General features: G+C 44.9%; 26 protein-coding genes and 2 tRNA genes. 22 read left to right on the forward strand and 6 right to left on the reverse strand.

What is annotated here, in order from left to right; translation table 11 throughout:
• Positions 1 to 15: 15 nt before the first annotated feature.
• Positions 16 to 2388 carry a RelA/SpoT family protein gene (locus ICN38_RS03415; RefSeq protein ID WP_216255275.1) on the forward strand — a complete coding sequence of 791 codons (2373 nt, stop codon included), beginning with the start codon at positions 16 to 18 and terminating at the stop codon, positions 2386 to 2388.
• An 11-nt stretch (positions 2389 to 2399) separates the two neighbouring features.
• Here ICN38_RS03415 and greB read toward each other — a convergent pair whose 3' ends face one another.
• A complete protein-coding gene (gene greB, locus ICN38_RS03420; RefSeq protein ID WP_216255277.1) occupies positions 2400 to 2900 on the reverse strand; it encodes a transcription elongation factor GreB in 501 nt (166 codons plus the stop codon).
• An 18-nt stretch (positions 2901 to 2918) separates the two neighbouring features.
• On the opposite strand from greB, the gene ICN38_RS03425 reads away from it, so the two are divergent.
• The 8 genes from ICN38_RS03425 (at position 2919) to ICN38_RS03460 (ending at position 10872) form a co-directional block, all read left to right on the forward strand.
• Positions 2919 to 2995 (forward strand) — tRNA-Arg (locus ICN38_RS03425).
• Positions 2996 to 3083: 88 nt separating this feature from the next.
• A complete protein-coding gene (locus ICN38_RS03430) occupies positions 3084 to 4256 on the forward strand; it encodes an ABC transporter permease (RefSeq protein ID WP_216255279.1) in 1173 nt (390 codons plus the stop codon).
• On the forward strand, positions 4256 to 5032 hold the full coding sequence (locus ICN38_RS03435; RefSeq protein WP_216255281.1) for an ABC transporter ATP-binding protein: 777 nt from the start codon (positions 4256 to 4258) through the stop codon (positions 5030 to 5032). Before ICN38_RS03430 ends, ICN38_RS03435 begins: the two co-directional genes overlap by 1 nt.
• Complete coding sequence (locus ICN38_RS03440; RefSeq protein ID WP_216255283.1) at positions 5029 to 5961, forward strand: MlaD family protein; 933 nt, start codon at positions 5029 to 5031, stop codon at positions 5959 to 5961. The genes ICN38_RS03435 and ICN38_RS03440 overlap by 4 nt, the downstream gene beginning before the upstream one ends.
• Positions 5958 to 6584 (forward strand): membrane integrity-associated transporter subunit PqiC, encoded by a 627-nt coding sequence (locus tag ICN38_RS03445; protein WP_216255285.1) that lies wholly within the window; start codon positions 5958 to 5960, stop codon positions 6582 to 6584. The genes ICN38_RS03440 and ICN38_RS03445 overlap by 4 nt, the downstream gene beginning before the upstream one ends.
• A gap of 64 nt (positions 6585 to 6648) precedes the next feature.
• On the forward strand, positions 6649 to 7584 hold the full coding sequence (locus ICN38_RS03450; RefSeq protein WP_255562733.1) for a tripartite tricarboxylate transporter substrate binding protein BugE: 936 nt from the start codon (positions 6649 to 6651) through the stop codon (positions 7582 to 7584).
• Between the two features lie 22 nt (positions 7585 to 7606).
• Positions 7607 to 8392, forward strand: a complete 786-nt coding sequence (locus tag ICN38_RS03455; protein WP_216255289.1) for an SDR family oxidoreductase — start codon at positions 7607 to 7609, stop codon at positions 8390 to 8392.
• Complete coding sequence (locus ICN38_RS03460; protein WP_216255290.1) at positions 8389 to 10872, forward strand: ABC transporter permease; 2484 nt, start codon at positions 8389 to 8391, stop codon at positions 10870 to 10872. Before ICN38_RS03455 ends, ICN38_RS03460 begins: the two co-directional genes overlap by 4 nt.
• Before the next feature lie 16 nt (positions 10873 to 10888).
• Here the strand turns inward: ICN38_RS03460 and ICN38_RS03465 are convergent, their stop codons facing one another.
• Genes ICN38_RS03465 through ICN38_RS03480 form a run of 4 tightly spaced genes read right to left on the reverse strand, consistent with a single transcriptional unit; the run spans position 10889 to position 13099 of the window.
• Positions 10889 to 11425, reverse strand: coding sequence for an RDD family protein (locus ICN38_RS03465; RefSeq protein WP_216255292.1), 537 nt, complete (start codon positions 11423 to 11425; stop codon positions 10889 to 10891).
• Between the two features lie 29 nt (positions 11426 to 11454).
• Entirely contained in the window at positions 11455 to 12060 is a 606-nt protein-coding gene (locus ICN38_RS03470; RefSeq protein WP_216255294.1) for a DUF3106 domain-containing protein, read from the reverse strand.
• Positions 12061 to 12074: 14 nt separating this feature from the next.
• Positions 12075 to 12533, reverse strand: a complete 459-nt coding sequence (locus ICN38_RS03475; RefSeq protein ID WP_216255296.1) for a DUF3619 family protein — start codon at positions 12531 to 12533, stop codon at positions 12075 to 12077.
• Positions 12530 to 13099 (reverse strand): RNA polymerase sigma factor, encoded by a 570-nt coding sequence (locus ICN38_RS03480; protein ID WP_216255298.1) that lies wholly within the window; start codon positions 13097 to 13099, stop codon positions 12530 to 12532. The genes ICN38_RS03475 and ICN38_RS03480 overlap by 4 nt, the downstream gene beginning before the upstream one ends.
• Before the next feature lie 193 nt (positions 13100 to 13292).
• On the opposite strand from ICN38_RS03480, the gene ICN38_RS03485 reads away from it, so the two are divergent.
• From ICN38_RS03485 to ICN38_RS03510, 6 genes are all read left to right on the forward strand, one after another.
• Positions 13293 to 15077, forward strand: a complete 1785-nt coding sequence (locus ICN38_RS03485; protein WP_216255300.1) for an acetolactate synthase 3 catalytic subunit — start codon at positions 13293 to 13295, stop codon at positions 15075 to 15077.
• On the forward strand, positions 15077 to 15568 hold the full coding sequence (ilvN, locus tag ICN38_RS03490; RefSeq protein WP_216255302.1) for an acetolactate synthase small subunit: 492 nt from the start codon (positions 15077 to 15079) through the stop codon (positions 15566 to 15568). The genes ICN38_RS03485 and ilvN overlap by 1 nt, the downstream gene beginning before the upstream one ends.
• A gap of 54 nt (positions 15569 to 15622) precedes the next feature.
• Positions 15623 to 16639, forward strand: a complete 1017-nt coding sequence (gene ilvC / locus ICN38_RS03495; protein WP_216255305.1) for a ketol-acid reductoisomerase — start codon at positions 15623 to 15625, stop codon at positions 16637 to 16639.
• Positions 16640 to 16684: 45 nt separating this feature from the next.
• Positions 16685 to 17332, forward strand: coding sequence for a phosphatidylserine decarboxylase (locus tag ICN38_RS03500; RefSeq protein ID WP_216255307.1), 648 nt, complete (start codon positions 16685 to 16687; stop codon positions 17330 to 17332).
• A 24-nt stretch (positions 17333 to 17356) separates the two neighbouring features.
• Entirely contained in the window at positions 17357 to 18220 is an 864-nt protein-coding gene (pssA, locus tag ICN38_RS03505) for a CDP-diacylglycerol--serine O-phosphatidyltransferase (RefSeq protein WP_216255309.1), read from the forward strand.
• A 232-nt stretch (positions 18221 to 18452) separates the two neighbouring features.
• Positions 18453 to 20000, forward strand: coding sequence for a 2-isopropylmalate synthase (locus tag ICN38_RS03510; RefSeq protein ID WP_216255310.1), 1548 nt, complete (start codon positions 18453 to 18455; stop codon positions 19998 to 20000).
• 35 nt (positions 20001 to 20035) lie between these two features.
• Here ICN38_RS03510 and ICN38_RS03515 read toward each other — a convergent pair whose 3' ends face one another.
• Complete coding sequence (locus tag ICN38_RS03515) at positions 20036 to 20629, reverse strand: hypothetical protein (RefSeq protein WP_216255312.1); 594 nt, start codon at positions 20627 to 20629, stop codon at positions 20036 to 20038.
• Positions 20630 to 20843: 214 nt separating this feature from the next.
• Between ICN38_RS03515 and rpsO the strand changes: the two genes are divergently transcribed.
• The 7 genes from rpsO (at position 20844) to ICN38_RS03550 (ending at position 26351) form a co-directional block, all read left to right on the forward strand.
• A complete protein-coding gene (gene rpsO, locus ICN38_RS03520; protein ID WP_068323724.1) occupies positions 20844 to 21113 on the forward strand; it encodes a 30S ribosomal protein S15 in 270 nt (89 codons plus the stop codon).
• A 268-nt stretch (positions 21114 to 21381) separates the two neighbouring features.
• Positions 21382 to 23550: a polyribonucleotide nucleotidyltransferase gene (gene pnp, locus ICN38_RS03525; RefSeq protein WP_216255313.1), complete on the forward strand. Its 2169-nt coding sequence runs from the start codon at positions 21382 to 21384 to the stop codon at positions 23548 to 23550.
• Positions 23551 to 23574: 24 nt separating this feature from the next.
• The gene (locus ICN38_RS03530) at positions 23575 to 24573 is read left to right on the forward strand and encodes an NAD(P)H-quinone oxidoreductase (RefSeq protein WP_216255314.1); all 999 of its coding nucleotides are present in this window, start codon (positions 23575 to 23577) and stop codon (positions 24571 to 24573) included.
• Between the two features lie 13 nt (positions 24574 to 24586).
• Entirely contained in the window at positions 24587 to 25345 is a 759-nt protein-coding gene (tpiA, locus tag ICN38_RS03535; RefSeq protein WP_216255315.1) for a triose-phosphate isomerase, read from the forward strand.
• Positions 25346 to 25366: 21 nt separating this feature from the next.
• Complete coding sequence (secG, locus tag ICN38_RS03540; RefSeq protein WP_216255316.1) at positions 25367 to 25711, forward strand: preprotein translocase subunit SecG; 345 nt, start codon at positions 25367 to 25369, stop codon at positions 25709 to 25711.
• A gap of 86 nt (positions 25712 to 25797) precedes the next feature.
• Positions 25798 to 25882, forward strand: a tRNA-Leu gene (locus ICN38_RS03545).
• Positions 25883 to 25991: 109 nt separating this feature from the next.
• A complete protein-coding gene (locus ICN38_RS03550; RefSeq protein WP_216255317.1) occupies positions 25992 to 26351 on the forward strand; it encodes an NADH-quinone oxidoreductase subunit A in 360 nt (119 codons plus the stop codon).
• The last annotated feature ends 2 nt before the right edge of the window (positions 26352 to 26353 follow it).

The raw sequence follows: 26353 nt of genomic DNA on the forward strand, positions 1-26353 counted from the left end.
TTTAGGAGTTCCGGTGTGGAGCTCCCTCTAGGTACTCACAAATCATCGGAATTAGTAGGAGGGGTCTCGTCCAGTGAGGCCGCTTCAGTAGCTGAGCGGGCTAGTACTCTGCAAGCTTCTGAGAACAAGAAGCAGTCTGTTCTTGCCACATTGTTGGCGCAATCCAGTCGTCATTTATTTGGGCCAACCTCTGCGCCCAATTTACCGCTAAAGCATCAAGTTGTTTCGATTGAAGGTTTACTGTCTAAGCTAAGCTATCTCAAATCTAATGAAGTGGCGCTGATTAAAAAAGCTTTTCAATTTTCAGATGCCGCTCACTTAGGTCAGTACCGACATAGTGGCGAGCCCTATATTACGCATCCTGTAGCCGTTGCTGAGCTCTGTGCTTCCTGGCGTTTAGATGCTCCATCGATCATGGCAGCGCTCTTACATGATGTGATTGAAGATACAGGTGTATCTAAAGCTAACCTAGTTGAGAAGTTCGGTGGAAAAGTAGCTGAATTGGTTGAAGGTCTAACCAAGCTTGATAAATTAGAGTTTCAAAGTCATGCTGAGGCACAGGCTGAGAGTTTTCGTAAGATGTTTATGGCGATGGCCAGAGATGTCCGCGTCATTTTGGTGAAGTTGGCAGACCGTACGCACAATATGCGCACTTTAGATGCCGTTCCGATGGAAAAGCGCCGTAGAGTCGCCGCTGAAACCATTGAGATTTATGCGCCAATTGCACACCGCCTGGGTCTTAACATCATCTATCGCGACTTACAAGATCTCAGTTTCCGTTACTCCATGCCATTGCGCTTTAGAGTCATTGAAGGAGCTGTTAAGAAGGCTCGTGGTAATCGTAAGGAGATGGTCGAGAAGATTTTGCAATCGTCTCGTATGGCTTTTGCTAAAGCCAATCTTGAGGTTGACTTGCGTGGTCGTGAGAAGACTCTCTTTAGTATCTATCACAAAATGCGTAGTAAGCGTCTCAGCTTCTCACAAGTATTGGATGTCTACGCCTTTAGAGTAACAGTCAATAGCATTGATGAGTGTTATCGCGCTTTAGGAATATTGCATTCCTTATATAAGCCCATGCCTGGTAAATTTAAGGATTACATTGCGATCCCTAAATTAAATGGTTATCAGTCCTTACACACTACTTTATTAGGTCCGTCTGGGGTCCCAGTCGAGTTCCAGATTCGTACTACAGAGATGCATGCAGTTGCTGAGGCAGGAGTAGCGGCGCATTGGGCCTATAAAGATGGCTCACCGGACATGAGTGAGGTGCAAAATCGTGCCCATCAATGGCTGCAATCCTTAATTGATATTCAAGATAGTAGTGGTGACTCGCAAGAGTTCTTAGAGCATGTCAAGATCGATCTTTTTCCAGATGCGGTATATGTCTTCACGCCTAAGGGACAGATTCGTGCACTTCCAAGAGGAGCAACCGCTCTAGACTTTGCTTACTCTATTCATAGCGACATAGGAAATACCTGTGTAGCAGTCAAGATCAATGGCTTGCAACTACCTTTGCGAAGCGAATTGAAGAATGGCGACATTATTGAGGTAGTTACCTCTACAAACTCTCAGCCAAATCCTGGTTGGTTGGCATTTGTACGGACTGGTAAAGCGCGTGCATCGATCCGACATTCATTAAAGACAAAGCACTATTCAGAATCTCTACAGCTTGGCGAAAGACTTCTTGCGAATGCGCTGCGCCAGCAGGGTGTAGATGCTGCCCTAATCACTTTAGAGATTTGGGAAAAGCTGATGCACTGGACGGGCGATAAAAATCGTGAAGAAGCTTGTGTCAATATTGCTTTAGGACGTCGTTCGCCCCAAGAGCTAGCGATTCGCCTAAAGATTTTGATTGATGACGATGGTGGTTCAGAGCAAATGCGCCTGGGCGCTGCTGATTGGGTTAATCCAACCCAAGAGATTCATCATCAGCGACAAGCTATTTTGGTAGATGGTCGCGAGGGTAATTCCATTAGTTTTCAAACCTGTTGCCATCCAATTCCCGGAGATAACATCATTGGATACCTTGGTAAAGGCGAGGGTCTACAAGTTCATAGTAATGAATGCCCGGTTGCCCTGCGTATGCTCTCTAAAGATAGCGATAAATGGGTTGAGGTAGAGTGGGGCAAAGATTTAAATCGTGAGTTTGAAGTAGATCTGGCGATTGATACACGGCAAGGGAAGGGTGTTCTGGCCCGAGTTGCTAGCAGCGTGACTGCCGCCGACTCGAACATCATGAACGTGTCTATGGAAGACCGCTATAAAGAAGATTCAGTCACGATTCGATTTACGATACAAGTGTATGACCGCTTGCACTTATCGAAAGTCATGCGAAGCTTGCGTACCAATCATGATGTGATGAGAGTGACTCGCATTCGGACGCATTAGACTCTACGTTCTTAAAGATACTGGACGTCTAAGATTTCAATTTCAGCTGGACCATTAGGTGTTTGTATCTTGACACAATCCCCCAGCCTTGCCTTGATGAGGGCTTTTGCAATTGGTGAGACCCAACTTACGTGACCCTTATCTAAATCCACCTCATCTACGCCAACAATCGTGATGATGGTTTCTTTTCCTGCTGACGAACCTTCGAGTAGGGCATAAGTTACTGTTGCACCAAAAAAGACCTGCTGCGCATCAGCATCACCTGATTTTCTGGCTAAGTTATCGACAACAACCGCAAATTCCAGGCGCTGATTGAGAAACCGAATACGCCGATCAATTTCCCTGAGGCGCTTTTTTCCATAGATATAGTCCCCATTTTCAGATCGATCTCCATTGGAGGCTGCCCAGTGCACAACTTTGACCACCTCAGGCCGATCAAGGTTTAGAAGCTGCAGAAGCTCACTTTTGATGCGTTCGTGACCTGCGGGGGTAATGTAGTTCTTCTCTTCCATGGCATAATTATGGCTGTTGCGGCTGTAGCTCAGCTGGATAGAGTACTTGGCTACGAACCAAGGGGTCGTGGGTTCAATTCCTGCCAGCCGCACCAGTCTACATAGGGCCTAGTTTCCAACTAGGCCCTTTTTTACTTTCGGACGTTTTTAATGGTTTTTTGGTAGATCCCTTATAGTTTGATTATGGACATTTCTCAGCCCGCCGCTTCAAATCCAACTACGCCAGTTGCGGTTTGGTCCACTATTGATGACACGAATGCCAGAGTGCTTCTCAGTGGCAATGTTGATGTCTATTCATTGGGTGAAGTTTGGGGTCAGATTAATGACATCCAACATAGCTGGCTAGGTCAAAATCCACAACAATCCAAGACCTTGACATTCGATGCTTCTCAGGTAGATTCTTTAGGTGGTGCTGGAATTGCTTTCATCATTGATTTAGAGCAAGCTCAGCAAAAATCCGGTGGCACCTTTTCACTGGTAGGACTTGATCCTCGCTATCAGCCCTTGCTGAAAGAGTTTGACCCGATCTCCAATTTATTTCCCCCCTCAGTAATAAAGCCTCAGCGAGGTTTTATTGTGAGTACGGGTATGGCAACTCAAAACCTACTTGAAGATGCCAAGGGCTTGATCACCTTTGCTGGCCATCTTGCTGCAGACTTATTTTGGTCACTCAGGAACCCAAGCCAAGTTCGTTGGGGTGACTTTGTGAATGCAGCGGTAGAGGCTGGTATTGCTGCTTTACCGATTGTCGGATTAGTTTCTTTTTTAATTGGCATTATTTTGTCCTTCCAAGCTGCGATTGGCATGCAGCAATTTGGCGCCACCTCTTTTGTGGGCCCCTTAGCTGCGCTAGGCATTGTTCGAGAAATGGGTCCATTGATTACTGCCATTCTGCTTGCTGGACGATCTTCCGCCGCATTTGCTGCAGAGATCGGTACCATGACCGTCAATAGTGAAGTCGATGCCTTAGTGACCGGTGGATTAAGTCCGATTCGATTTTTAGTGGTACCTAGGGTTCTTGCTGGTATTTTGGTGATGCCTATTCTCACCTTATATGCAGACATCGTTAGCATTCTGGCATCGATGTTTACGATGTTGGCATATGGCATTCCATTTATCAATTTCTACAACGGTATGGTCGCTGCAGTTTCTTTGGAAGATATTCTCTCTGGCTTGGTAAAGGCAACCCTCTTTGGTGTTGTAGTCTCTGCTGTCGGTTGTTTACGCGGCATGCAGACTGGTACTGGAGCTGCTGCAGTGGGTATCTCAGCTACGCGTGCAGTAGTGAGCAGTATCGTCATGATTGTGTTGGTCGATGGGATCTTTGCAGTGATTTCCTATAAGACAGGCTTCTGATGATGAGTAATAATCCTGTCACCTACGCTATTGATGTCCAAAATCTCACTGTCGGATATGGTTCTAATATCTTGATGAAGGATCTCAATTTCACGGTCAATAATGGTGAAATCTTTGTGATTTTGGGTGGATCAGGTTGTGGTAAATCTAGTCTTCTGAAGAATTTATTTGGCCTATATCAGCCGATTTCTGGTGATGTGTTGATTGAAGGTCAAAACATTACTACTGCCCAAGGTGTGCAGCGCCAAAAAATTATGACTAGTTTTGGCGTCATGTATCAGCAAGGTGCTTTATTTGGTTCTATGAACTTGCTAGATAACGTGACCCTATTTATGCAGGAATACACCCAGATGACTCAAAGCGAGATGAATCTATTAGCACGCTGTAAGCTCGATTTGGTTGGTTTGCTGCCCTATGAGTCTTATATGCCCAGTGAGATTAGCGGTGGTATGCAAAAACGCGCTGCGATTGCTAGGGCCATGGCCTTAGACCCAGCGATCTTATTCTTAGATGAGCCTTCAGCAGGTCTTGATCCCATTACATCGGCTGATTTAGATAGCACCATCTTGGATTTATCCAAGAATCTTGGCATTACCTTCGTGATCGTCTCTCATGAATTGGCGAGTATTTATGCAATCGCCGATAAAGTCATAATGTTAGATAAGGGCGCCCAAGGAATCATTGCCGAGGGCGATCCTAAGGTTTTAAGAGATACCAGTACCGATCCACGAGTCCATCAATTCTTTAATCGCATTATGAGTAAGGATGCAGCATGAGCAATAACTCTAATCCCAATTATTTCCGCCTTGGTGTCTTTGTACTCGCTGCAATTGGAGTACTAGTTGCTGTTATCTTAATATTTGGCTCTGGGAAATTCTTTAAGAAATCGTTTTATCTGGAAACTTATATTAAGCAATCGGTTACCGGCCTTGATCCTGGTGCTGCTGTTCGCTTTAGAGGCGTGAAGATTGGCCAGGTCACCACCATTGGTCTTACTGGAGATTCATACGAGAAAAAGTTGCCTTTTGATCAACGCAAACAGTATGTAGTCGTTCGTATGAAAATTTTTGGTGAAGAGCTTACTGAAGAGCAGCTCGCGCATTTTGTGAAAGAGAATTTACGTGCACGAGTAAAGTCTATGGGCATTACTGGAGTGAACTATATTGAATTTGATTTTGTTTCAAGCGCAGCAGAATACCCCCCATTACCGTATAACTGGGAACCTGAATATCCAGTACTTCCATCAATGCCCAATCAGGCGGATGAAATTATTTCTGGTATCCAAAAGTTTATTGCTTCTGCCAATGAAATGAATATTGATAACACCCAAAAGAAATTAGATCAGGTATTGATTAGTTTGAATAAGATGATGGTAGGTGATGGAAAAGATAATGAAGGTTTTATTCGCTCGGTTAAAGATCTGAACGTATTACTGGCCCGCATTACGCGCGTAACCGATAAAGATCAGTTAAATATTTTGATGCGTGAACTGGTTGCTGCCATGACTTCTTTACAGCAAACGGTTACCAGCATTCAGGGGAATACTGCTTTAACTGTAGAAAATCTTAAGCAAACGAGTGAAAATCTCAATGAACTGAGTCGCATCGCCAGCCAGTCTCCTGCTAGTCTGATTTGGGGAGAGCCACCTCCGAAGATTGCGTTGCCTATGAATGGCACACAAAACCCATCAGGAGCTCAAAAATGAAAAACTACATTTTTGCAGCATTGGCCTTGTTGACCCTAGCATCGTGCTCTTTACCAACGCGCGCCCCCATAACACCAAGCTCTTGGTTAGTTGCGCCTGAACGAACAGGCGCTCCCTATAAACCGAGAACTGATTACTGGCTCAAGATGGGCTCGGTTTCGGTGGCAACTCCCTTTGATGGCAGGTCATTGGTCTATCGCCTTGGCGACCAGCGTTACGAAAAAGATTTTTACAATGTATATAGCGTGATCCCTGCGGAGATGTTTGCTAATGCTCAGCGTCAGTGGCTAAATCAAGCGAATATTTTCTCGGCTACCGTGGGCTCAAGCAATAGTTTTTTCCCCTTCTACACCTTGCAAGCTTCGGTGGATGAGTTTTATGGGGACTATCGAGTCAAGCCTGAAGCCGTGGTATCCGTAGAATTCTTCTTGGCGGTAACAAATGCCGGTACCAGCAATCCCATTATTGGTGCCAATCGTTATTCCAAGCGAATTACTCTCAAGGACAATACTCCTGAGGCACTTGTATTAGGCCAACAGCAGGCTTTGGCAGAAATCTTTAAAGAATATGAAGCACAGCTCTATAAATATGCCGGTAATTTACCAAAACCCATGGGGCAGTAGGTTTATGAAAATAATGTCACGTCGTATCATTCTTGTCGGTGCAGCTCAGTCAATTCTGCTGGGCATGAGCTTCCTTATGAGTGGAGTTTCTTTAGCGCAATCATTTCCTACTAAACCCATTCGTTTGGTGGTGCCGTTTGCACCTGGCGGGAGCACAGATATCATTGCTCGCACTGTAGCCGATGCTTTAGGCCGTCAGCTAGGCCAGCCTGTGATTGTCGAGAATAAAGCGGGCGGGGGTGGTGCGATTGGCGCACTAGAGGTGATGAGATCACCTAAGGATGGTTACACCATTGGCATGGCCACTGTATCAACCACCGCTGCCAATCCAGCAATTAATCCCAAGATTGGCTACGACCCTATTACAGATTTCACAGCGATTACCAATATTGCTGCAACTCCGAACGTGATTGCTGTCAATCCCTCATTTCCGGCAAAAGATTTCAAAACATTTCTGACCGTCTTAAAAGAGAATCCAGGTAAGTATTCTTATTCAAGTTCAGGGACTGGCGGCATTGGCCACCTCCAAACAGAGTTGTTTAAGAGTCTAGCTGGTGTATTCATTGTGCATATTCCTTATCGTGGTGCCGGACCCGCTTTAGCGGATACTGTGGGCGGACAGGTGTCGATGATTTTTGATAACTTGCCATCGTCGCTACCCTTTATCAAGGATGGCAAGTTGATCCCGATTGTTGTAGCGGCCCCTAAGCGCTTAGCTCAGTTGCCGAATGTGCCCACCTTTGCTGAGGTGGGTTTAGCACCGGTAAACCGTATGGCTTATTACGGCATTCTAGGGCCTGCAGGAATGTCTAAAGATATCGTTGATAAATACTATGCCGCTATCCAAAAAGTGATTACCGATCCTGCTGTTAAAAAACGGATTGAAGAAACGGGATCCATTATTAATGTGAATGGTCCAGAAGCCTTTACTAAAGAAATTAAAGCGGAGTACACGGTATACAAAGAAGTGGTGGCAAAACAAAAACTACAATTAGATTAAAAAATAGAATCTTGGGGGATATATGGATTTAGGAATTCAAGGTAAGGTTGCCTTAGTCATAGCCTCAAGCCGTGGCCTAGGACAAGCTATGGCGGTTTCATTGGCCAAAGAGGGCGTAAAGGTAGCGGTTACTGGTCGCAGTCCTGAAGGGCTACAAAAGTCAGTTGAATTGATTGAGGCTGCTGGTGGTATTGCTTTGGCCTTGAACTGGGACCTTTCTGATCACACACTGATTGATAGCTTAGTTTCTAAAGTTGAAAAAGAACTCGGCCCTATTGATATCCTAATTAACAATACTGGCGGGCCACCTCCTACGCCCGCGGCAGGACAAGATCCTGCTTTATGGCTCAAGTGTTTTAACGATATGGTGCTTTCATTGATCGCCATTACTGATCGAGTTTTACCAGGTATGCGTCAACGCAAGTGGGGCCGCATTATTACTAGCACTACCTCAGGCGCTATTGCTCCCATTAAAAATTTAGCAATTTCTAATACGCTCAGAGCGGCATTATTGGCTTGGTCTAAAACCTTATCAGCTGAAGTGGCTGCCGAAGGAATTACCGTGAACATCATCATGCCAGGTCGAGTTGCCACTGATCGTCTGCGTCAGTTAGATGAAGCCCGTGCAAAACGTGAATCGATTAGCTACGATGAAGTAGTAAAAGCCAGTTTGCGCCAAATTCCGATGGGGCGCTATGGCGATCCCAAAGAATATGGCGATGCTGCGGCATTTTTAGCAAGTCAGAACGCATCCTTTATTACTGGCACAGTCATGCGTATCGATGGCGGTCAGACCCAAGCGGTTTGATTCGATACATATCCGGTCTCATCAGAGGCCTCAGACAAGATTTACGATCAACTGAATTACTTTGGTTGGTACTTGCTTTGACCCTTTCTGTCACTGCTTTATCAAGCGTCAGCTTTTTAGCTGACCGGATGCAAAGAACCTTTGCATTTGATGCACGCCAACTCCTTGCTTCAGACTTATTGATTGCTTCAGACCAAGTTTTATCTGAGCAATTTATTCAAGAGGCTCAAAGACGTAATCTTCGCATTGCCAACACTGTAGTATTTCCGAGCATGGCAACGGTTGGAACACAAAGTAAATTGGCATCACTCAAAGCAGTAAGTCCGCAGTATCCCTTGCGAGGCGCTTTGCAAGTTCAATCACCTACAACTTCAATAGTATCTGCAAGTCCTTCGACTGGATCCATATTTGTTGATAAGGCTATGTTGGCAAGTTTGCAAGCTGGCTTGGGAGATCGCATAACTTTAGGCTCTCGTCAATTTTTGATTGCTGGAGTGCTGACCCAAGAATTAGACCGTGGTGCAGGTTTCATGAATTTTGCTCCTAGAGTGATGATGTCTCTTGAGGACCTTCCATCAACCGGCCTGCTTGGGCTTGGAAGCAGAGTGACCTACCGATTATTGTTGGCTGGCGCAGACGCTGATATTCAGTCTTATGAGAAATGGGCGACAAACTTTATTAACGCAGAGGGTATCCGGGGTCTACGTATTGAGACTATGGAAAATGCGCAACCCATTATGCGTAAAACTTTGGAGCGGGCAGAGCGCTTCTTATCTTTGATTGCTTTATTAACCGCTATGGTTTCTGCGGTAGCCATTTCACTTTCTGCGCGACGCTATGTCTTAAAGCAGGCTGATTCTTGTGCGGTTCTGAAGTGTTTTGGCGCAAGCTCTGGCGATATTCTGAAAAAGCAATTTCAAACCCTCATCAGTTTGGGAATCATTGCAGCGATTGTGGGTTCAAGCATTGGTTACTTCGTTCAATACCTGCTCTTATCGCTTTTAGATAATCTCGTGATGGGAAATTTACAGTCGGTTTCAATCTGGCCAGTTTTGTGGAGCACTGCTTTAGCTTGGATTTTATTGATTGGATTTGCTTTACCGCCACTTTTGGGTTTGGTGAAGGTTTCTCCAGTCAGATTAATACGAAAAGAATATACGCGTCTTTCAGGTTCAGCAATATGGGTCGCTATTTTTGGGCTGGTGATTTGTCTGGCCTTAATTGCAATAGCGGCACGTGATTGGAAGCTGGCTCTATGGACTGCTGGAAGTTTTGGAGGTGCTGTTGCACTCTTTGGATTTATGTCTTGGGTATCTTTACGCTTACTAGGTAAAATTCGTAGTCAACATTTTATAGTGCGCTTTGTATTGCTCACGCAAAGCAGAAGTATGGGCTATGCCATTGTGCAAATTACTGCACTTGGTATCGCCATCATGGCTCTGCTGATGATTCTCTTATTGCGCCAAGATTTATTGAGCGCTTGGCAGAGCAATATTCCGCCAGATGCACCTAATCGATTTATGATTAACGTTCAGGAAAATCAAAAACAGGGTATTGATCAGTTCTTAGTCGACGCTGGTGTCGGTAAGCCTGATTTTTATCCGATGGTACGGGGGCGCTTAATTGATATCAATGGCCAAGCCATTACCCCAAATGATTACCAGGATGAGAATGCGAGGCGCTTAGTAGATCGCGAATTTAATCTCTCTTATGTTGATCAATTACCTAGTGGTAACCGCATTACTGCAGGCAAATGGATCGATGGAAGCGCGCCGCAAGTTTCCTTAGAAGCCGGTATTGCTAAAACCTTGAAACTGAAATTAGGCGATCAGCTCACTTTTGAGATAGCAGGTGAAAAAATTAGTGCACCCATTACATCTTTGAGAAAACTCGACTGGGGCTCGATGCGGGTCAACTTTTTTGTGATTATGCCATCAAGCTTACTAAGTCAATTACCCCAATCCTGGATTACATCTTATTACCAAGGTCCCAATAAGGAAGATTTAGATTATCGTTTAACGCAAACTTACCCCAATCTGACAGTGGTAGATGTTGCTAATTCTTTACAGCAAATTCAGGAAGTAATTAATAAGTTAACTGCCGCATTGGGCCTGTTATTTATCTTCACTATTATTGCTGCCATCTTAGTGTTAATAGCGGCAATTTCTGCCACTCAAGATGAACGTTTTAGAAATGCAGCTTTACTAAAAGCGCTCGGCGCCTCACGTAAGGTGCTTGCACGGATTGCCACTCTTGAGTTGTTTCTGATTGGCGCCATTTCTGGTGCCTTAGCTGGGATTGCAGCAGGGATAGCCGCCTGGGCTTTAGGTCGGTTTGTTCTGGAAATTGAATTCCAGGCATTTGCTCAATCGATATTGATGGGTCTTGTATTTGGTATTACTGCTTGCTTGATGGCAGGCTATCGATTCCAGAAAAAAATCCAGAATGCTACCTCTATCGAATGCTTGAGGACAGTTTAAGCCCCATCAAAGGTCTTTAAGCTAGTGTCACCAGATTCTTGGGCAACTCAACTAAGCGAGTGCCAGCAAAGCGATCAGGCACTCCCTGTCGTTCTATAGGGATCCTGCGGTCAAGATAAATACTGAGCGGCCATAGAAAAAGCGCTACTGTAAATAACATTTCAATAATTTGCCATTTTTCTAGATGGAAAATGAATTGCAATAGAACGCATGGCATGATCCAAAGAGAGCCAAATACATAACGCCAGAGTGCTTGGCGTTTAGTGAGCTTGTATCCATTCTGGCCGATCATCCGTATCCGCCATGTCTGCATGGCAAGGGTTTGTCCAGATTTAGTCCAGTACCATACAAAATACATTGCGAGCACTGCGTATAAATATATAAAAGTTAGCCAACTAGGAAGAGAGATATTGAATAAAATTCCTAAGCCAAGATTGGGCAAGAGAAAAGTGAAGGCAATAACACCAAGCAAAACGAGTTGTTCATAGAGGCTGCAAGAAACACGGCGCCAAAAGTGAGGCGAGGGTAATACGTTTAATTCCGCAGGCGTCATAAAGCAGTTTTGAATCCGTTGGTAATATATTAATTATTGGTTGAGCTAGGCTCAGGGCTGGCTGGAGGTGGCGCACTCTCTACTGGACTGATTGGCGTAAAGCTAGGCTTTTGCTTAATCGGAATCTGTTGTAGTGTTGGCGCACTAGCTGCCGTTGGCTTTTTCTTGGCTTCAGAGTCAGCTAACTTCTTTTTTTGCTCATCACTGAGTTTTTGATAGGCACTCCAGGCCTCAGCCTTTTTTTCAGCTGGGAACTTGAGGCTACTGAGATAGTTATCACGCGCAAGACGACGATCTTTTTGCGAAAGACTTGACCAACTTGACATTCTGGATTGAAGGCGCTCTTGATCTTTCTCGCTCATCTTGGGGTAGATGATAGCAACCTGAATCCATTTTTTGCGGCTATCGGGCGACATATAGTCCCAATCGCTTTCAAGAGGCATGAGAATTTTTTGTTGTGCTGGCTTTAAGCCTTCCCAAGTCCCGTCAGGTTTTTTTTCTGGAATGCCAGCAGCTTTGCTGTGTGAACCACTCGGGGCTGCAGAGGTTTGTGCATAAGCAACACTAAAAGCAAAAGGACCAAAAGCCAGTGCTAATCCAGTACTAGCAAGAAAGGTCTTGAGCTTAAAGGACATCCGATAGCGTTTATTTATTTACTTTGAATGCTGTCGTTGCTTGTGGAATCCGAAAGTGGACCATTTTTCAAGAAAGCCATAAATCCGCTATCAGCATAGGCATCAGGCGGCACATCATCTGTTAACAGTGCAGCATCAACTTCAGCAATATCGTTAATACGCGAGTCATCTTGCCATTGGGCAATACCAATTAATCCAAAAACCAAGACTGCTAATGGAGCAGCCCAGCTCACGGTATCCCAGACACCATTCGATGAATTAGAGCTCCATGCCCCAGTAGAGCTGACCAAGGCACGCTTTTGGACACGCACTTTCTCAGGTTTTTTCAGAGAAAGGGCCTTCATACGCGCTGCATAGAGGCGATCTTTTACTTCAGAAGATAAGCTGCTAGCTCCTTGGCGGAGCAGAGATGCGCTGGCCCGACCAAATTGGTCAGATTCTGACTGGGTGAGTTGATCTTTAATGTGTTTCACAGCGTAATTCCTTTTAATTTCAGTGCTTTAGCTAGGGTTTGGGTTGCCCTAGAACAGTGCGTTTTGACGCTACCCTCGCTACAACTCATGGCTTTGGCAGTTTCAGTAATACTGAGCTCATCCCAATAACGCATTAGGAAGGCTTCTCGTTGACGTACAGGTAATTTAGCTATTTCTGACTCCAAAGCCTGTAAAAGCTGACTTTGCTCTAGTTTATAGGCCCCATCTTGGTGAATCTTACTGTCATCCGGTGCAGAAAGGGACTCTAAGGGGTCAAAATCGTCGTTTTCATCCGATTTCTTGCCCATATTGGAAAATAGGGTTACCCAGGTATTTCTGACCTTTTGACGTCTAAACCAATCGTGGATGCGATTTTGCAGGATTCGCGTAAAAACTAAAGGTAATTCATTAGCAGGCCGATCACCATATTTTTCAGCTAATTTAATCATCGCATCTTGCACAATATCTAAGGCAGCATCGTCATCACGCACGGCGTACACAGCTTGCTTGAAAGCGCGCTGTTCGATACCACTTAGAAAATCAGATAGTTCTTGGGCTGATGCCATGCAATGGATTAGACCTGAATCAGAAGGAATTGGGTCATTTTAGGGGATTGCTATAGAATATAGGGCTTGCTACCTAGATTCTCATTTACGAAGTGGTTTTTTCCGGTAGCAGCGCCGTTCGAACTCAGGCCAAAAGCAAGAGACAGAACAGACCAATCAATTTTTTGCCGAAAATTGCAAAGGACGAAAGAAAATGAATACAAGCAACGCCGAATTTTTAGCTCCTAAAGCTAACAAAGACTCAAACACAAATCCCGTAGCAGCGCCTCCTGAAATGATTGGTGCAGAAATGCTGGTGCAGGCCTTGCACAAAGAAGGGGTTGAATTCGTTTGGGGATACCCAGGCGGATCAGTGCTTTTTATCTACGATGAAATTTTTAAACAAGATAAGTTTGAACATATTCTCGTTCGCCATGAGCAAGCAGCAGTTCATGCAGCTGATGGATATGCGCGTGCAACCGGTAAGGTTGGCGTTGCATTAGTCACATCAGGCCCAGGGGTAACCAATGCGGTTACCGGAATTGCTACAGCTTATACCGACTCGATCCCGATGGTGATCATTAGCGGCAACGTACCTACCTATGCTATTGGTGAAGATGCTTTCCAAGAGGCAGATACCGTTGGTATCACGCGACCTGTTGTGAAACATAACTTCCTAGTGAAGGATGTTAAAGATTTGCCTTTGGTTTTAAAGAAGGCTTTTCATATTGCACAGACAGGACGTCCAGGACCAGTTCTGATTGATATCCCGAAGGATGTATCTGCCGCTAAAGGACCCTTTGTTTATCCAGAAACTTTGGAAATGCGTTCTTATAACCCAGTTGTTAAAGGGCATAGTGGCCAGATCCGCAAAGCAATTGCTTTATTACAAGAAGCCGAGCGCCCATATATTTATACAGGCGGCGGCATCATTTTGGCTGATGCAGCGCCAGAGCTAAAAGAATTTGCAGATTTACTCGGCTATCCAGTAACCAATACCTTAATGGGTTTGGGTGGATTTCCAGGAACAAGTCCGCAATTTGTAGGCATGCTCGGTATGCATGGAACCTATGAAGCCAATATGGCGATGCAGCACAGCGATGTGTTGATTGCGATCGGCGCACGTTTTGACGACCGCGTGATTGGCAATACCGTTCACTTTGCAAGTCATCCACGTAAGATTATTCACATTGATATCGATCCTTCCGTGATTTCTAAGCGCGTGAAAGTAGATGTTCCAATCGTTGGTAATCTCAAGGAAGTTTTGCAAGAGATGATTGCACAACTCAAAGCGGCTGGTCCGCGCAAGAATGGCGATAAAGTTGCCGCTTGGTGGGATCAAATTAATGAATGGCGCAAAAAAGATTGCTTGAAGTATGACGAAGCATCACAAATTGTGAAGCCGCAGTATGTTGTTCAAAAGCTGTGGGAACTGACCGGTGGTGATGCCTTTATTACTTCTGATGTTGGTCAGCATCAAATGTGGGCGGCTCAGTTCTACAAGTTTGATAAGCCACGTCGTTGGATTAACTCAGGTGGATTAGGCACCATGGGTGTAGGCTTGCCTTATGCCATGGGTATTAAAAAGGCCTTTCCAGATAAGGACGTATTTGCCATTACTGGCGAAGGTTCCATCCAGATGTGTATTCAGGAACTTTCCACTTGTAAGCAATACAACACACCAGTAAAGATTGTTTCTTTAAACAACCGGTACTTGGGTATGGTTCGTCAATGGCAAGAACTTACCTATAACAAGCGTTATTCCAGTTCGTATATGGACTCTTTGCCTGACTTTGTGAAGTTGGCTGAGGCCTTTGGTCACGTAGGTATGCGCATTGAGAAGAAATCGGATGTCGAGGGTGCGCTCAAGGAAGCCATTCGTCTTAAAGATCGCACTGTGTTCATGGATTTCCAAACCGATCCAGAAGAGAACGTTTGGCCGATGGTTCAAGCGGGCAAAGGCATTACTGAAATGCTTTTGGGCAGCGAGGACCTCTAATGCGACATATTATTTCTATTTTGATCGAAAACGAACCAGGTGCCTTGTCTCGCGTAGTGGGTCTTTTCTCCGCCCGAGGTTACAACATTGAAACTTTGAGTGTTGCGCCGACTGAAGATCCTTCGTTGTCACGCATGACGATTGTGACCATTGGATCTGATGATGTGATTGAGCAAATCACAAAGCATCTAAATCGTTTGGTTGAAGTGGTGAAGGTATTTGATTTGAGCGAGGGTCCTCATATTGAGCGTGAGCTGATGATGATCAAGGTTCGTGCCGTTGGTAAAGAGCGTGAAGAGCTCAAGCGCACGACGGATATTTTTCGTGGACGAATTATTGATGTGACCGATAAGAGTTACACCATTGAATTGACGGGCGACAGCGCTAAGTTAGATGCCTTTATTGATTCAATTGATCGCGTTTCAATTCTAGAAACTGTTCGTTCAGGCGGTTCTGGTATTGGTCGTGGTGAACGCATTTTGAAGGTTTAATTTTTTAACTGATTTATTAAGCAATAAAACACATTTTCAATACAAGGAAAGAGCATGAAAGTTTTTTACGATAAAGACGCTGATTTGTCCCTCGTTAAGGGCAAGAAAGTCACCATTATTGGTTATGGTTCCCAAGGTCACGCACATGCATTGAACCTAAAAGACTCTGGCGTTAATGTAACCGTTGGTTTACGTAAGGACGGCGCTTCCTGGAACAAGGCAGCAAATGCAGGTTTAGCGGTAAAAGAAGTAGCTGAAGCTGTTAAAGATGCTGACATCGTCATGATGTTGCTGCCTGATGAGCAAATAGCTGATGTGTATAGCAAAGAAGTACACGGCAACATTAAGCAGGGCGCTGCCCTTGCATTTGCACATGGATTTAACGTTCATTATGGTCAAGTTCAGCCACGAGCTGACCTAGACGTCATCATGATTGCTCCTAAGGCCCCTGGCCATACTGTGCGCGGAACCTACGCACAGGGCGGCGGTGTTCCTCATTTGATCGCCGTTTATCAAGATAAATCGGGTTCTGCTCGTGACCTCGCTTTGTCCTATGCAACCGCAAACGGCGGTGGTCGTGCCGGCATTATCGAAACGAACTTCCGTGAAGAAACTGAAACTGACTTGTTCGGTGAGCAGGCTGTTTTGTGCGGCGGCGCAGTTGAATTAATCAAAGCTGGTTTTGAAACTTTGGTTGAAGCTGGCTATGCCCCTGAAATGGCTTACTTCGAGTGCTTGCATGAGCTCAAGTTGATTGTTGACTTAATCTACGAAGGTGGTATTGCCAACATGAACTACTCTATTTCTAATAATGCGGAATATGGTGAGTACGTTACTGGCCCACGCATTGTTACGGAAGAAACGAAAAATGCAATGCGTCAGTGCCTTAAGGACATTCAGACTGGTGAGTATGCAAAGAGCTTCATCCTAGAAAATAAAGCGGGTGCTCCAACTTTGATTTCACGTCGTCGCTTAAATGCTGAGCATGATATTGAACTAGTTGGCGCTAAGTTGCGCGCTATGATGCCTTGGATTGCCAAGAACAAGTTAGTTGACCAAACTAAAAACTAAGCAATTAGTAAACACTGTTTTATTAAATAAAGGCTTAGAACAAAGATGATGTATCCGCACCCCATTATTGCAAAAGAAGGTTGGCCGTATTTAGCGCTAGTGGGGTTCTTTACTTTGCTAGTTCAGTATCTAGGTGGCATTGTTTGGTCTTTGCCGCTCTGGATTATCTTTATCTTTGTTCTGCAGTTCTTCCGTGATCCTCAGCGCATTCCTGCCATGGGCCGGGACTTGGTTTTATCGCCAGCTGACGGACGCATTGTTGTCGTTGAAAAAGCGAACGATCCCTATGCTGGACGTGAGGCTCTCAAGATCAGTGTTTTTATGAACGTCTTTAATGTTCATTCCAATCGTAGTGCCATTAATGGATTGGTAAAAGAAATTCAATATTTCCCTGGCAAGTTTGTCAATGCCGATTTGGACAAAGCTTCTACAGAAAATGAGCGCAATGCAGTCGTGATTGATGCTAACGGTCAAATTGTGACTTTAGTACAGGTTGCTGGTCTTATTGCTCGCCGCATTCTTTGCTATATTCATGTTGGAGATCGCCTTAAAGCAGGTGAGCGTTATGGGTTCATTCGTTTCGGTTCAAGGGTGGATGTATATCTGCCTTTGACTGCAGAACCCCTAGTGAGCGTTGGTGATAAAGTATTTGCGACCAATACAGCCTTGGCTCGTTTGCCAGGCTTAGATTAACTAAATAAATTACCGGAGCGACTTTTGCCAACCTTTCGTCGTCGTGGCCGTATAGATCGTAGTCGTTTACCCCGCTCACGTTTGGATAATCCTCCGGAGGGTTGGGTAGATGATCTAGGGGATGGCTTAGATTTTGAAGTAGAAGAATTACACCCTCAAAAACCTCGTTTGCGCAGTAAGAGCATATATTTGCTCCCAAATGCCTTTACTACAGCAGCGCTATTCTGCGGTTTTTTTGCAATCGTCAATGCCATGAATCACCAGTTTGAAGTGGCTGCGATCGCAATCTTTGCCTCATTGGTATTAGATGGTATGGATGGTCGTGTAGCTCGCATGACGAATACGCAAAGTGCATTTGGTGAGCAATACGACTCACTAGCTGATATGGTTTCCTTTGGTGTAGCGCCTGCTTTGGTTGCCTATGAATGGGCTCTAAAAGATTTAGGTAAGTGGGGCTGGTTGGCTGCATTTACCTATTGCGCTGGGGCTGCCTTGCGTTTAGCTCGGTTCAATGTGAATACCGGCGTAGTAGATAAGAAGTTCTTTCAAGGATTACCTAGTCCAGCAGCCGGTGCTTTAATGGCTGGCTTTATTTGGTTGGCCGATGACAACAAGATTCCTGTGCGTGATACGGCGATTCCTTGGATTACCTTTTTCTTAGCTGTATATGCTGGATTGACAATGGTATCCAATGCCCGGTTCTACAGTGGCAAAGCTTTGGATGTGCGCTATCGTGTTCCATTTGGCGTCATGATTCTCATGATTCTGACCTTTGTGTTTATATCTTCTAATCCACCGTTAACGCTTTTTGGCTTATTTGTGTTTTATTCCATCTCTGGCTATGTTATTTGGGCCTGGGAACACCTCAGCGGTAAGCGTTTTAGCTAATTTGCGGATTTTCGGGTATATTAATTCCATGTCCATGAATTTCTCACCTTTATCTAGCCTGCTTCTACTAGCACTAAGCCTTGAGCTTGGGGCGGGTAAGGCCTGAGTTGATGAGATCTCAATAAATCATTAACCACCACATACCAGCCCCAGCACATTGCTGGGGTTTTTGTTTTTTGAAATTGAAATTGAAGTATTACGAGAATGACGCAATCAGAATTGGAGAGTAGTGATGAGCGATAAAGTGATTATTTTTGATACCACCTTGCGTGATGGAGAACAATCTCCTGGCGCCTCAATGACCAAAGATGAAAAAGTTCGAATTGCTCGTCAGCTTGAACGCTTAAAGGTAGACGTGATTGAGGCTGGATTTGCAGCTAGCTCTGAAGGTGACTTTCAGGCGATATCTGCAGTAGCGGCTGCGATAAAAGATTCGATTGTGTGCTCTTTAGCTAGAGCTAACGACAAGGATATTACCCGTGCCTCCGATGCTTTAAAGGCCGCTAAAGCCAAGCGTATCCATGCTTTTTTGGCAACCAGTCCATTACACATGGCCGTTAAATTACGCATGTCTCCTGAAGAGGTTTTAGAGCAAGCAAAGCGTTCGATTCGGTTTGCACGCAATTTGGCGGACGATATCGAATTTTCGGCTGAAGACGGCTACCGATCTGAGATGGATTTCTTATGTCGCGTTGTTGAGGCAACCATCAAAGAAGGTGCATCTACTATCAATATTCCGGATACTGTTGGGTATGCAACACCAGAGTTGTATGGTGAATTCATCAAGACTTTGCGTACCCGCGTACCCAATTCTGATAAGGCCGTTTGGTCTGTTCATTGCCACAATGACTTGGGCATGGCAGTCGCTAACTCTTTGGCTGGCGTGAAGATTGGCGGAGCACGTCAAATTGAGTGCACCATTAATGGCTTGGGTGAGCGCGCTGGCAATACCGCTTTAGAGGAAATTGTGATGGCCTTGCGTACTCGCAAAGATTATTTTGATTTGGTCTGCGATATCGATGCGCATCAGATTGTTCCCGCCTCCAAAATGGTCTCTCACATTACCGGTTTTGTAGTGCAGCCAAATAAAGCAGTCGTTGGTGCCAATGCGTTTGCACATACCTCTGGGATTCACCAAGATGGTATTTTGAAAAATCGTGAGACTTATGAAATCATGCGTGCAGAAGATGTGGGCTGGAGTGCGAATAAAATTGTTTTAGGTAAGTTGTCAGGTCGTAATGCATTCAAACAACGATTACATGATTTGGGAATCGTGGTCGAGGCCGAGGCAGATATCAATGAGGCTTTTACACGTTTTAAAACCTTAGCTGATCAAAAGTCTGAAATATTTGATGAGGACATTATTGCCATCATGTCTGACACGACTTCAGCTGAGGCGGGCGAGCATTACAAATTTATCTCGATGAGCCAACATTCTGAAACAGGCGAGCGTCCTAGATCCCGGATTACTTTGCGGATTGGCGATCAGGAAGTGAGCTCTGAAGCAGAAGGTAATGGCCCAGTGGATGCCAGTTTAAATGCTATTGAAGAAGTGGCTAAAAGTGGTGCAGAGCAGTTGCTGTATTCAGTGAACGCGATTACCTCAGGCACTCAGTCTCAAGGTGAAGTCACGGTGAGGCTTGCCAAAGGCGGACGCATTGTTAACGGCGTTGGTACAGATCCTGACATCATTGCTGCATCAGCAAAAGCCTATTTAGCAGCATTGAATAAGCTTCACGACCCCAGTCATGTAAAAATTAATGCACAGATGACGCCTTAGGAGTTTTTGATGCTATCTGCAATGCTAGTTCCACATCAATTGAGCTCAGTGCTCCTGTAATACTTAGTACCTTTGCCGGTGATTTCAGCGGCTAGGCCTGAGTCTGTTAATTGATACATCAGCACGCCAGGTGCCACTGCTACGACATCTTGGTAGGCCTCGCCATTGTTGTCATATTTGGCCGCAGCTGTTACTTGGCCACCAAAAGACCAGCCGGAGTTTACAAAGTCATTTAATGCCGCCAGCGTTTCAAAGATAAAGATATTTTGAAAGGACTTAATTCCAAAACCCAGGCCTGCTTGAACCTCGGCCATATTCATATAAATGGGTTTACCTCCGTCTTTTTTCAGTACGACACCACTCCCAGTGCCTCCGCCTGCAATCAAAATCTTCATACCAAAGTTGCTAAAGGTGGCATAGCCAATCGATTTATCAACCAACTCTTTTGCTTTGGGTTCGACTTGATAGAGTTTTTTGAGTGTCTGGCTGCTGGTTTTGAGGATATCTTCCCGTTGCTGGGCAATTGTCTTCTGGGTGCCAAAGGGATTGGTAAATTGGGCCAAAGCAGTATTTTGGAGGCAAAAAATGCCAAAAGTAATGATTAGCAGGGCGCGAAAGTTTAGGCTCATTTTTTAACTTGTTGAATTTAATAGGTTTTTTAGAAGGTATGACTTTTATACAAGCTCAAGCATAGCAATAATTAGTCTTCAAGACCTATTTTTGTGGCCTATCTGATACAATTCGAGGGCTTTGATTTATAAAGCTTTTTTGTTTTATTTTGTTAATAACGCACGACACAATTTGGGTGAAAGCTCGAGTGTTCGCAAGTAAGGAGTATTAAAAATGGCAGTTGCTGATATCAAAACGGCGGAAATCGTCAAAGAAAACGCGCGCAGTGCAAACGATACGGGTAGTCCTGAAGTTCAAGTTTCATTGCTAACAGCTCGCATCAATGAATTAACCCCCCATTTCAAGGCTAACGCTAAAGACCATCACAGCCGTCGCGGTTTGTTGAAGATGGTTTCACGTCGCCGTCGCCTCTTGGATTACCTCAAAGGCAAAGATTTGGATCGCTATCGCGCTTTGATTGAGAAATTAGGTCTCCGTAAGTAATTCTTATCAGTATTGCAATGCCATCTCACTTAAGGGTGCTTCTTTCTAGATCCAGTCTTAAGAAGGTGGCATGTTTTTTGGGCGTTTCAAGATTATTAGTGTAGGGGATCGTGTCATTCCAATGAGTTTCTGGGTAATCATCAGAGCCTCCCTGGAATGGCATCCCTTGTAATCTAAGTTCGCTCCAGTGTTGTCGTGACACTGCCTTATCCCACGACAAGCACAAGGCTCATGTGAGTTTTGTGTGAACAATTTGGAGAAGATCAGAATGACTATGTTTAAAAAAGCAGTAAAAACGTTTCAATGGGGTAACCATCAAGTAACTATGGAAACAGGCGAGATTGCTCGTCAATCTGGTGGTGCCGTTATCGTGAATGTTGATGACACAGTAGTAATGGGTACAGTGGTAGCCTCTAAGTCTGCAAAACCAGGCCAATCCTTTTTCCCATTAACAGTAGATTATTTAGAAAAAACTTACGCAGCCGGTAAGATCCCTGGTGGCTTCTTCCGTCGTGAAGGTCGTCCATCGGAAGGTGAGACATTGATCTCCCGTTTGATCGATCGCCCATTGCGTCCTTTGTTCCCAGAGGGCTTCTTGAACGAAGTTCAGGTAGTGGTTCATGTGTTGTCTATCAACCCTGATGTTCCTTCTGATATCCCCGCTTTAATTGCTGCTTCAGCTGCTTTAGCTATCTCAGGCATTCCATTTGCTGGCCCAGTTGGCGCAGCTCGTGTCGGTTATGCTGATGGTCAATACCTGTTGAATCCAACCCGCACAGAGCAAGCAACTAGCGAACTCGATTTGATTGTTGCTGGAACACAAGCAGCTGTATTGATGGTTGAGTCAGAAGCAAATCAATTATCTGAAGAGATCATGTTGGGCGCGGTTGTTTATGGTCATGACCAAATGCAAACTGCAATCAACGCAATTAATGATTTAGTCCGTGAAGCTGGTAAGCCAGAGTGGGATTGGACTGCTACTCCTAAAGATGAGCCATTCATTGCTAAGGTTAACGCTTTGGCTGAAGTACCTTTGCGTGAGGCATATCAGATTCGTCAAAAAGGCGCTCGTTCAGACAAGCTCAAAGCTATTTCTAAAGAAGTAATGGCCAAATTATCTGAAGAGGGTGACGTTGATGCCGTTGCTGTAAGCGACATCATGTTTGAAATCGAAGCCAAGATTGTTCGTAGCCAGATTTTGAATGGTGAGCCGCGTATTGATGGTCGTGATACCCGTACTGTTCGTCCGATTGAAATTCGTAATGGTGTATTGCCCCGCACACATGGTTCTGCATTGTTTACTCGTGGAGAAACGCAAGCATTGGTAGTAGCTACTCTAGGTACTGCTCGTGACGAACAAATCATTGATGCGCTCGAAGGTGAATACCGTGATCGTTTTATGTTCCACTACAACATGCCTCCATTTGCTACTGGTGAAACAGGACGTGTAGGTAGTCCTAAGCGCCGTGAAATTGGTCATGGTCGTTTGGCTAAACGCGCATTGATCCCAGTATTACCCAGTGCAGAAGACTTTGCTTACAGTATTCGTGTAGTTTCAGAGATCACTGAGTCCAATGGTTCATCTTCAATGGCTTCTGTTTGTGGCGGTTGCTTGGCGATGATGGATGCTGGTGTTCCAGTGAAGGCACATGTTGCAGGTGTTGCGATGGGCTTGATTCTCGATGGCAACCGTTTTGCGGTGTTGACAGATATTTTGGGTGATGAAGATCACTTAGGCGATATGGACTTTAAGGTAGCGGGTACTGCTAACGGTATTACAGCGCTCCAGATGGATATCAAAGTTCAAGGTATCACTAAAGAAATTATGCAAGTTGCTTTGGCACAAGCTAAAGAAGGTCGTTTGCATATCTTGAGCAAAATGCAAGAAGCAATGGGTTCAGTTCGCACAGAATTGTCAGCTCATGCGCCACGCATGGTGTCATTCAAGATTCATCCAGACAAGATTCGTGAAGTTATTGGTAAGGGCGGAGCTACTATCCAAGCTTTGACCAAAGAGACGGGTTGCAGCATCGATATTAAAGATGATGGCACCGTAACTATCGCATCTACAAGCGCTGAAGGTATGGCTGAAGCTAAAGCGCGTATCGAAGGCATTACTGCTGAAGCTGAAGTAGGCAAGATCTACGAAGGTCCAGTAGTGAAATTGCTTGAGTTTGGTGCTTTAGTCAATATTCTTCCTGGTAAAGATGGTCTCTTGCATATCTCAGAAATTTCAAGTGAGCGCGTAAAAGAAGTCAAAGATTACCTACAAGAAGGTCAGATCGTGCGCGTGAAGTTGTTAGCTGCGGATGAGCGTGGTCGTTTGCGTTTATCGCTAAAGGCTGCAATGGCTGATGAAGGTGGCACGATTGCTCCTTTGGCTGGTGCTGTTGAAGCAGCTGCAGAAACAGCTCCTGCCTCTGACGAAACTGCTTAAGTTAGCGGCCAGTAGGAGTCTTATATGCGTGTCATAGAGATCAAAGAGTACGGCACACCAGAAATGTTGGTCCCTGCCACTCGCCCAGACCCAGCGATACCTAATGCTGGTTCTGGCGAGGTCTTGATTAAAGTATTAGCCGCTGGCATTAATCGCCCCGATGTATTGCAGCGTAAAGGCCATTACCCTGTTCCTGCTGGAGCTTCCGATATTCCTGGTCTTGAAGTTGCCGGGGAGATTGTTGGTGGTGACTTAGCGCATATCGATAATGTTTTTGGGTTGAAGATGGGCGATAAGGTCTGTGCCTTAGTACAAGGTGGTGGTTATGCTAATTTGTGCCTTGCTCCGATTGCTCAATGTTTACCTTATCCCAAAGACTTCACTGATCAAGAGGCAGCTGCATTGCCAGAGACTTTTTATACCGTATGGAGCAATGTGTTCATGCGCGGTCAATTGTCTGAAGGCGAGACCTTATTAGTCCAAGGTGGATCAAGCGGCATTGGGGTTACAGCAATTTTAATTGCTAAGGCTCTTGGTCATAAAGTCTTTGTTACTGCTGGAACAGATGAAAAATGTGCTGCTTGTCTCAAATTGGGCGCTGACGTAGCCATCAATTACAAAACTCATGATTTTGTTGAAGAAATCAAAACGGCTACTGATGGTAAAGGCGTTAACGTCATCCTGGACATGGTTACCGGGTCATATGTTCAACGCGAGATTGACTGCCTTGCTGATGATGGACGCATTGTGATTATTGCTATTCAAGGTGGATCTAAAGCAGAAGTAAGTACGAATCAAATATTACGTCGTCGCCTCACTGTTACCGGATCAACTTTACGCCCACGGCCAGTTGCATTTAAAAAACAAATTACCAAGCAGTTATATGACCATATATGGCCTTTACTCAATTCTGGTCAACTGAAACCCGTTATTTATAAAACATTTACGCTAGACCAAGCATCTGAAGCTCATCGTTTGATGGAGTCATCAGAGCATGTCGGCAAGATTGTTCTGACGGTTTAATGATTCTATAGTTATGCGTCCACTTATCGTTATCGGCAATTGGAAAATGAACGGCAGTCTTGCAAGCAACCAAGACTGGGTTAAGACGGTTGCTCGTGGGATGGAAAGTGGCATGCCAGCTGGTCGTAAATTTGCGGTATGCCCACCTTTTCCGTATTTATCTCAATGTGCTAGTCTGATCAAGGAATATTCTTTAGCTTTTTTAAGCTTGGGAGCGCAGGATGCTTCAGCGCAATCTTCCGGAGCTTATACCGGTGAAGTTGCTGCCTCTATGCTCAAGGAGTTAGATTGTAGCTACGTCATTGTCGGCCACTCAGAACGCCGGCAAATGCACCATGAAGTCGATGAGGTAGTTGCTGCGAAAGCCTTACAAGTTTTAGACAGTGGCATGACACCAGTAATTTGTGTAGGTGAAACTGCCGATGAAAGAAATTCAGGTAGAGCACAGGAAATTGTTTGTGCGCAAGTAGCTAAACAGGCCACAGTATTGCAAGATCGTCTTGCAGATTGCCTATTTGCCTATGAGCCAGTATGGGCTATCGGCACGGGTAAAGTTGCTAGTGCCCAAGTTGCACAGGACATGCATCGCGCTATTCGTCATCAATTGGCTGAATTTGATGTAGACGTCGCTTCACATGTCGGAATTTTATATGGTGGCAGTGTCAAGCCTGATAATGCTGTCGAATTGTTTGCAATGCCGGATATTGATGGTGGATTGGTTGGGGGCGCTTCTTTAGATCCCCAGGATTTCCTTGCCATATGCAAGGCATAGATTTTTTATTGGAGATGAGCTGTGGAATGGTTTAAGACTTTATTAATCGTATTGCAGGTGGTTTCGGCTCTGGCCGTCATTCTCTTGGTCTTGTTGCAACAAGGCAAAGGAGCAGACATGGGCGCAGCTTTTGGATCTGGTTCTTCTGGAAGCTTATTTGGAGCGAGTGGTTCGGCGAACTTTTTATCCCATACAACTGCCATTTTTGCAGCAGTATTCTTCATGAGTACCTTAGGTATTACTTGGTTAGGCAATAAGAAAGAAGTGAGTCCCGGCGTCCTATCTGGAAGCACAGCCCCAGCGGTTGCACCTGTAGCTCCAGCGGCCCCTGTACAAGACCCTACAAAACCTGCAGTTCCTAAGTAAAACAGTAGTTTTTTAAGGTTTTTTTCTTCCCTGAATTTGGGGTAGTTCTTTGTGCAATGCAGTAGAATTGTGAGGTTTTGCAAGATGCCGACGTGGTGGAATTGGTAGACACGCTATCTTGAGGGGGTAGTGGCTTAGGCTGTGCGAGTTCGAGTCTCGCCGTCGGCACCATTTGTTAGATTAATTAAAAGAATTAGGCCGTAACACAGATTTGATGTAATAGAGTCGTAGTTAATTTGTATCCTATTCAGACTTATCAGACGAAAGAATCAAAGCTATTTTGGATCTCGCTAATTACTTTCCTGTTCTGCTTTTTATCCTTGTAGGTATTGGGGTTGGTTTAGTGCCCATGTTCCTCGGAAAAATTCTGGCTCCTTCAAAGCCTGATGCTGAGAAACTGTCACCTTATGAATGTGGTTTTGAAGCTTTTGAAGATGCGCGTATGAAGTTTGACGTGCGCTACTACCTGATTGCCATTCTTTTCATTTTGTTCGACCTAGAAACTGCATTCCTATTTCCATGGGGTGTAGCACTTCGTGATATTGGATGGTTAGGCTATGCCTCCATGGTGATTTTCCTTTTGGAATTCATTGTGGGTTTTATTTATATCTGGAAAAAGGGCGCCCTCGACTGGGAGTGATC

The organism is Polynucleobacter sp. AP-Melu-500A-A1 (assembly GCF_018882125.1).
Classification (GTDB): Bacteria; Pseudomonadota; Gammaproteobacteria; order Burkholderiales; family Burkholderiaceae; genus Polynucleobacter.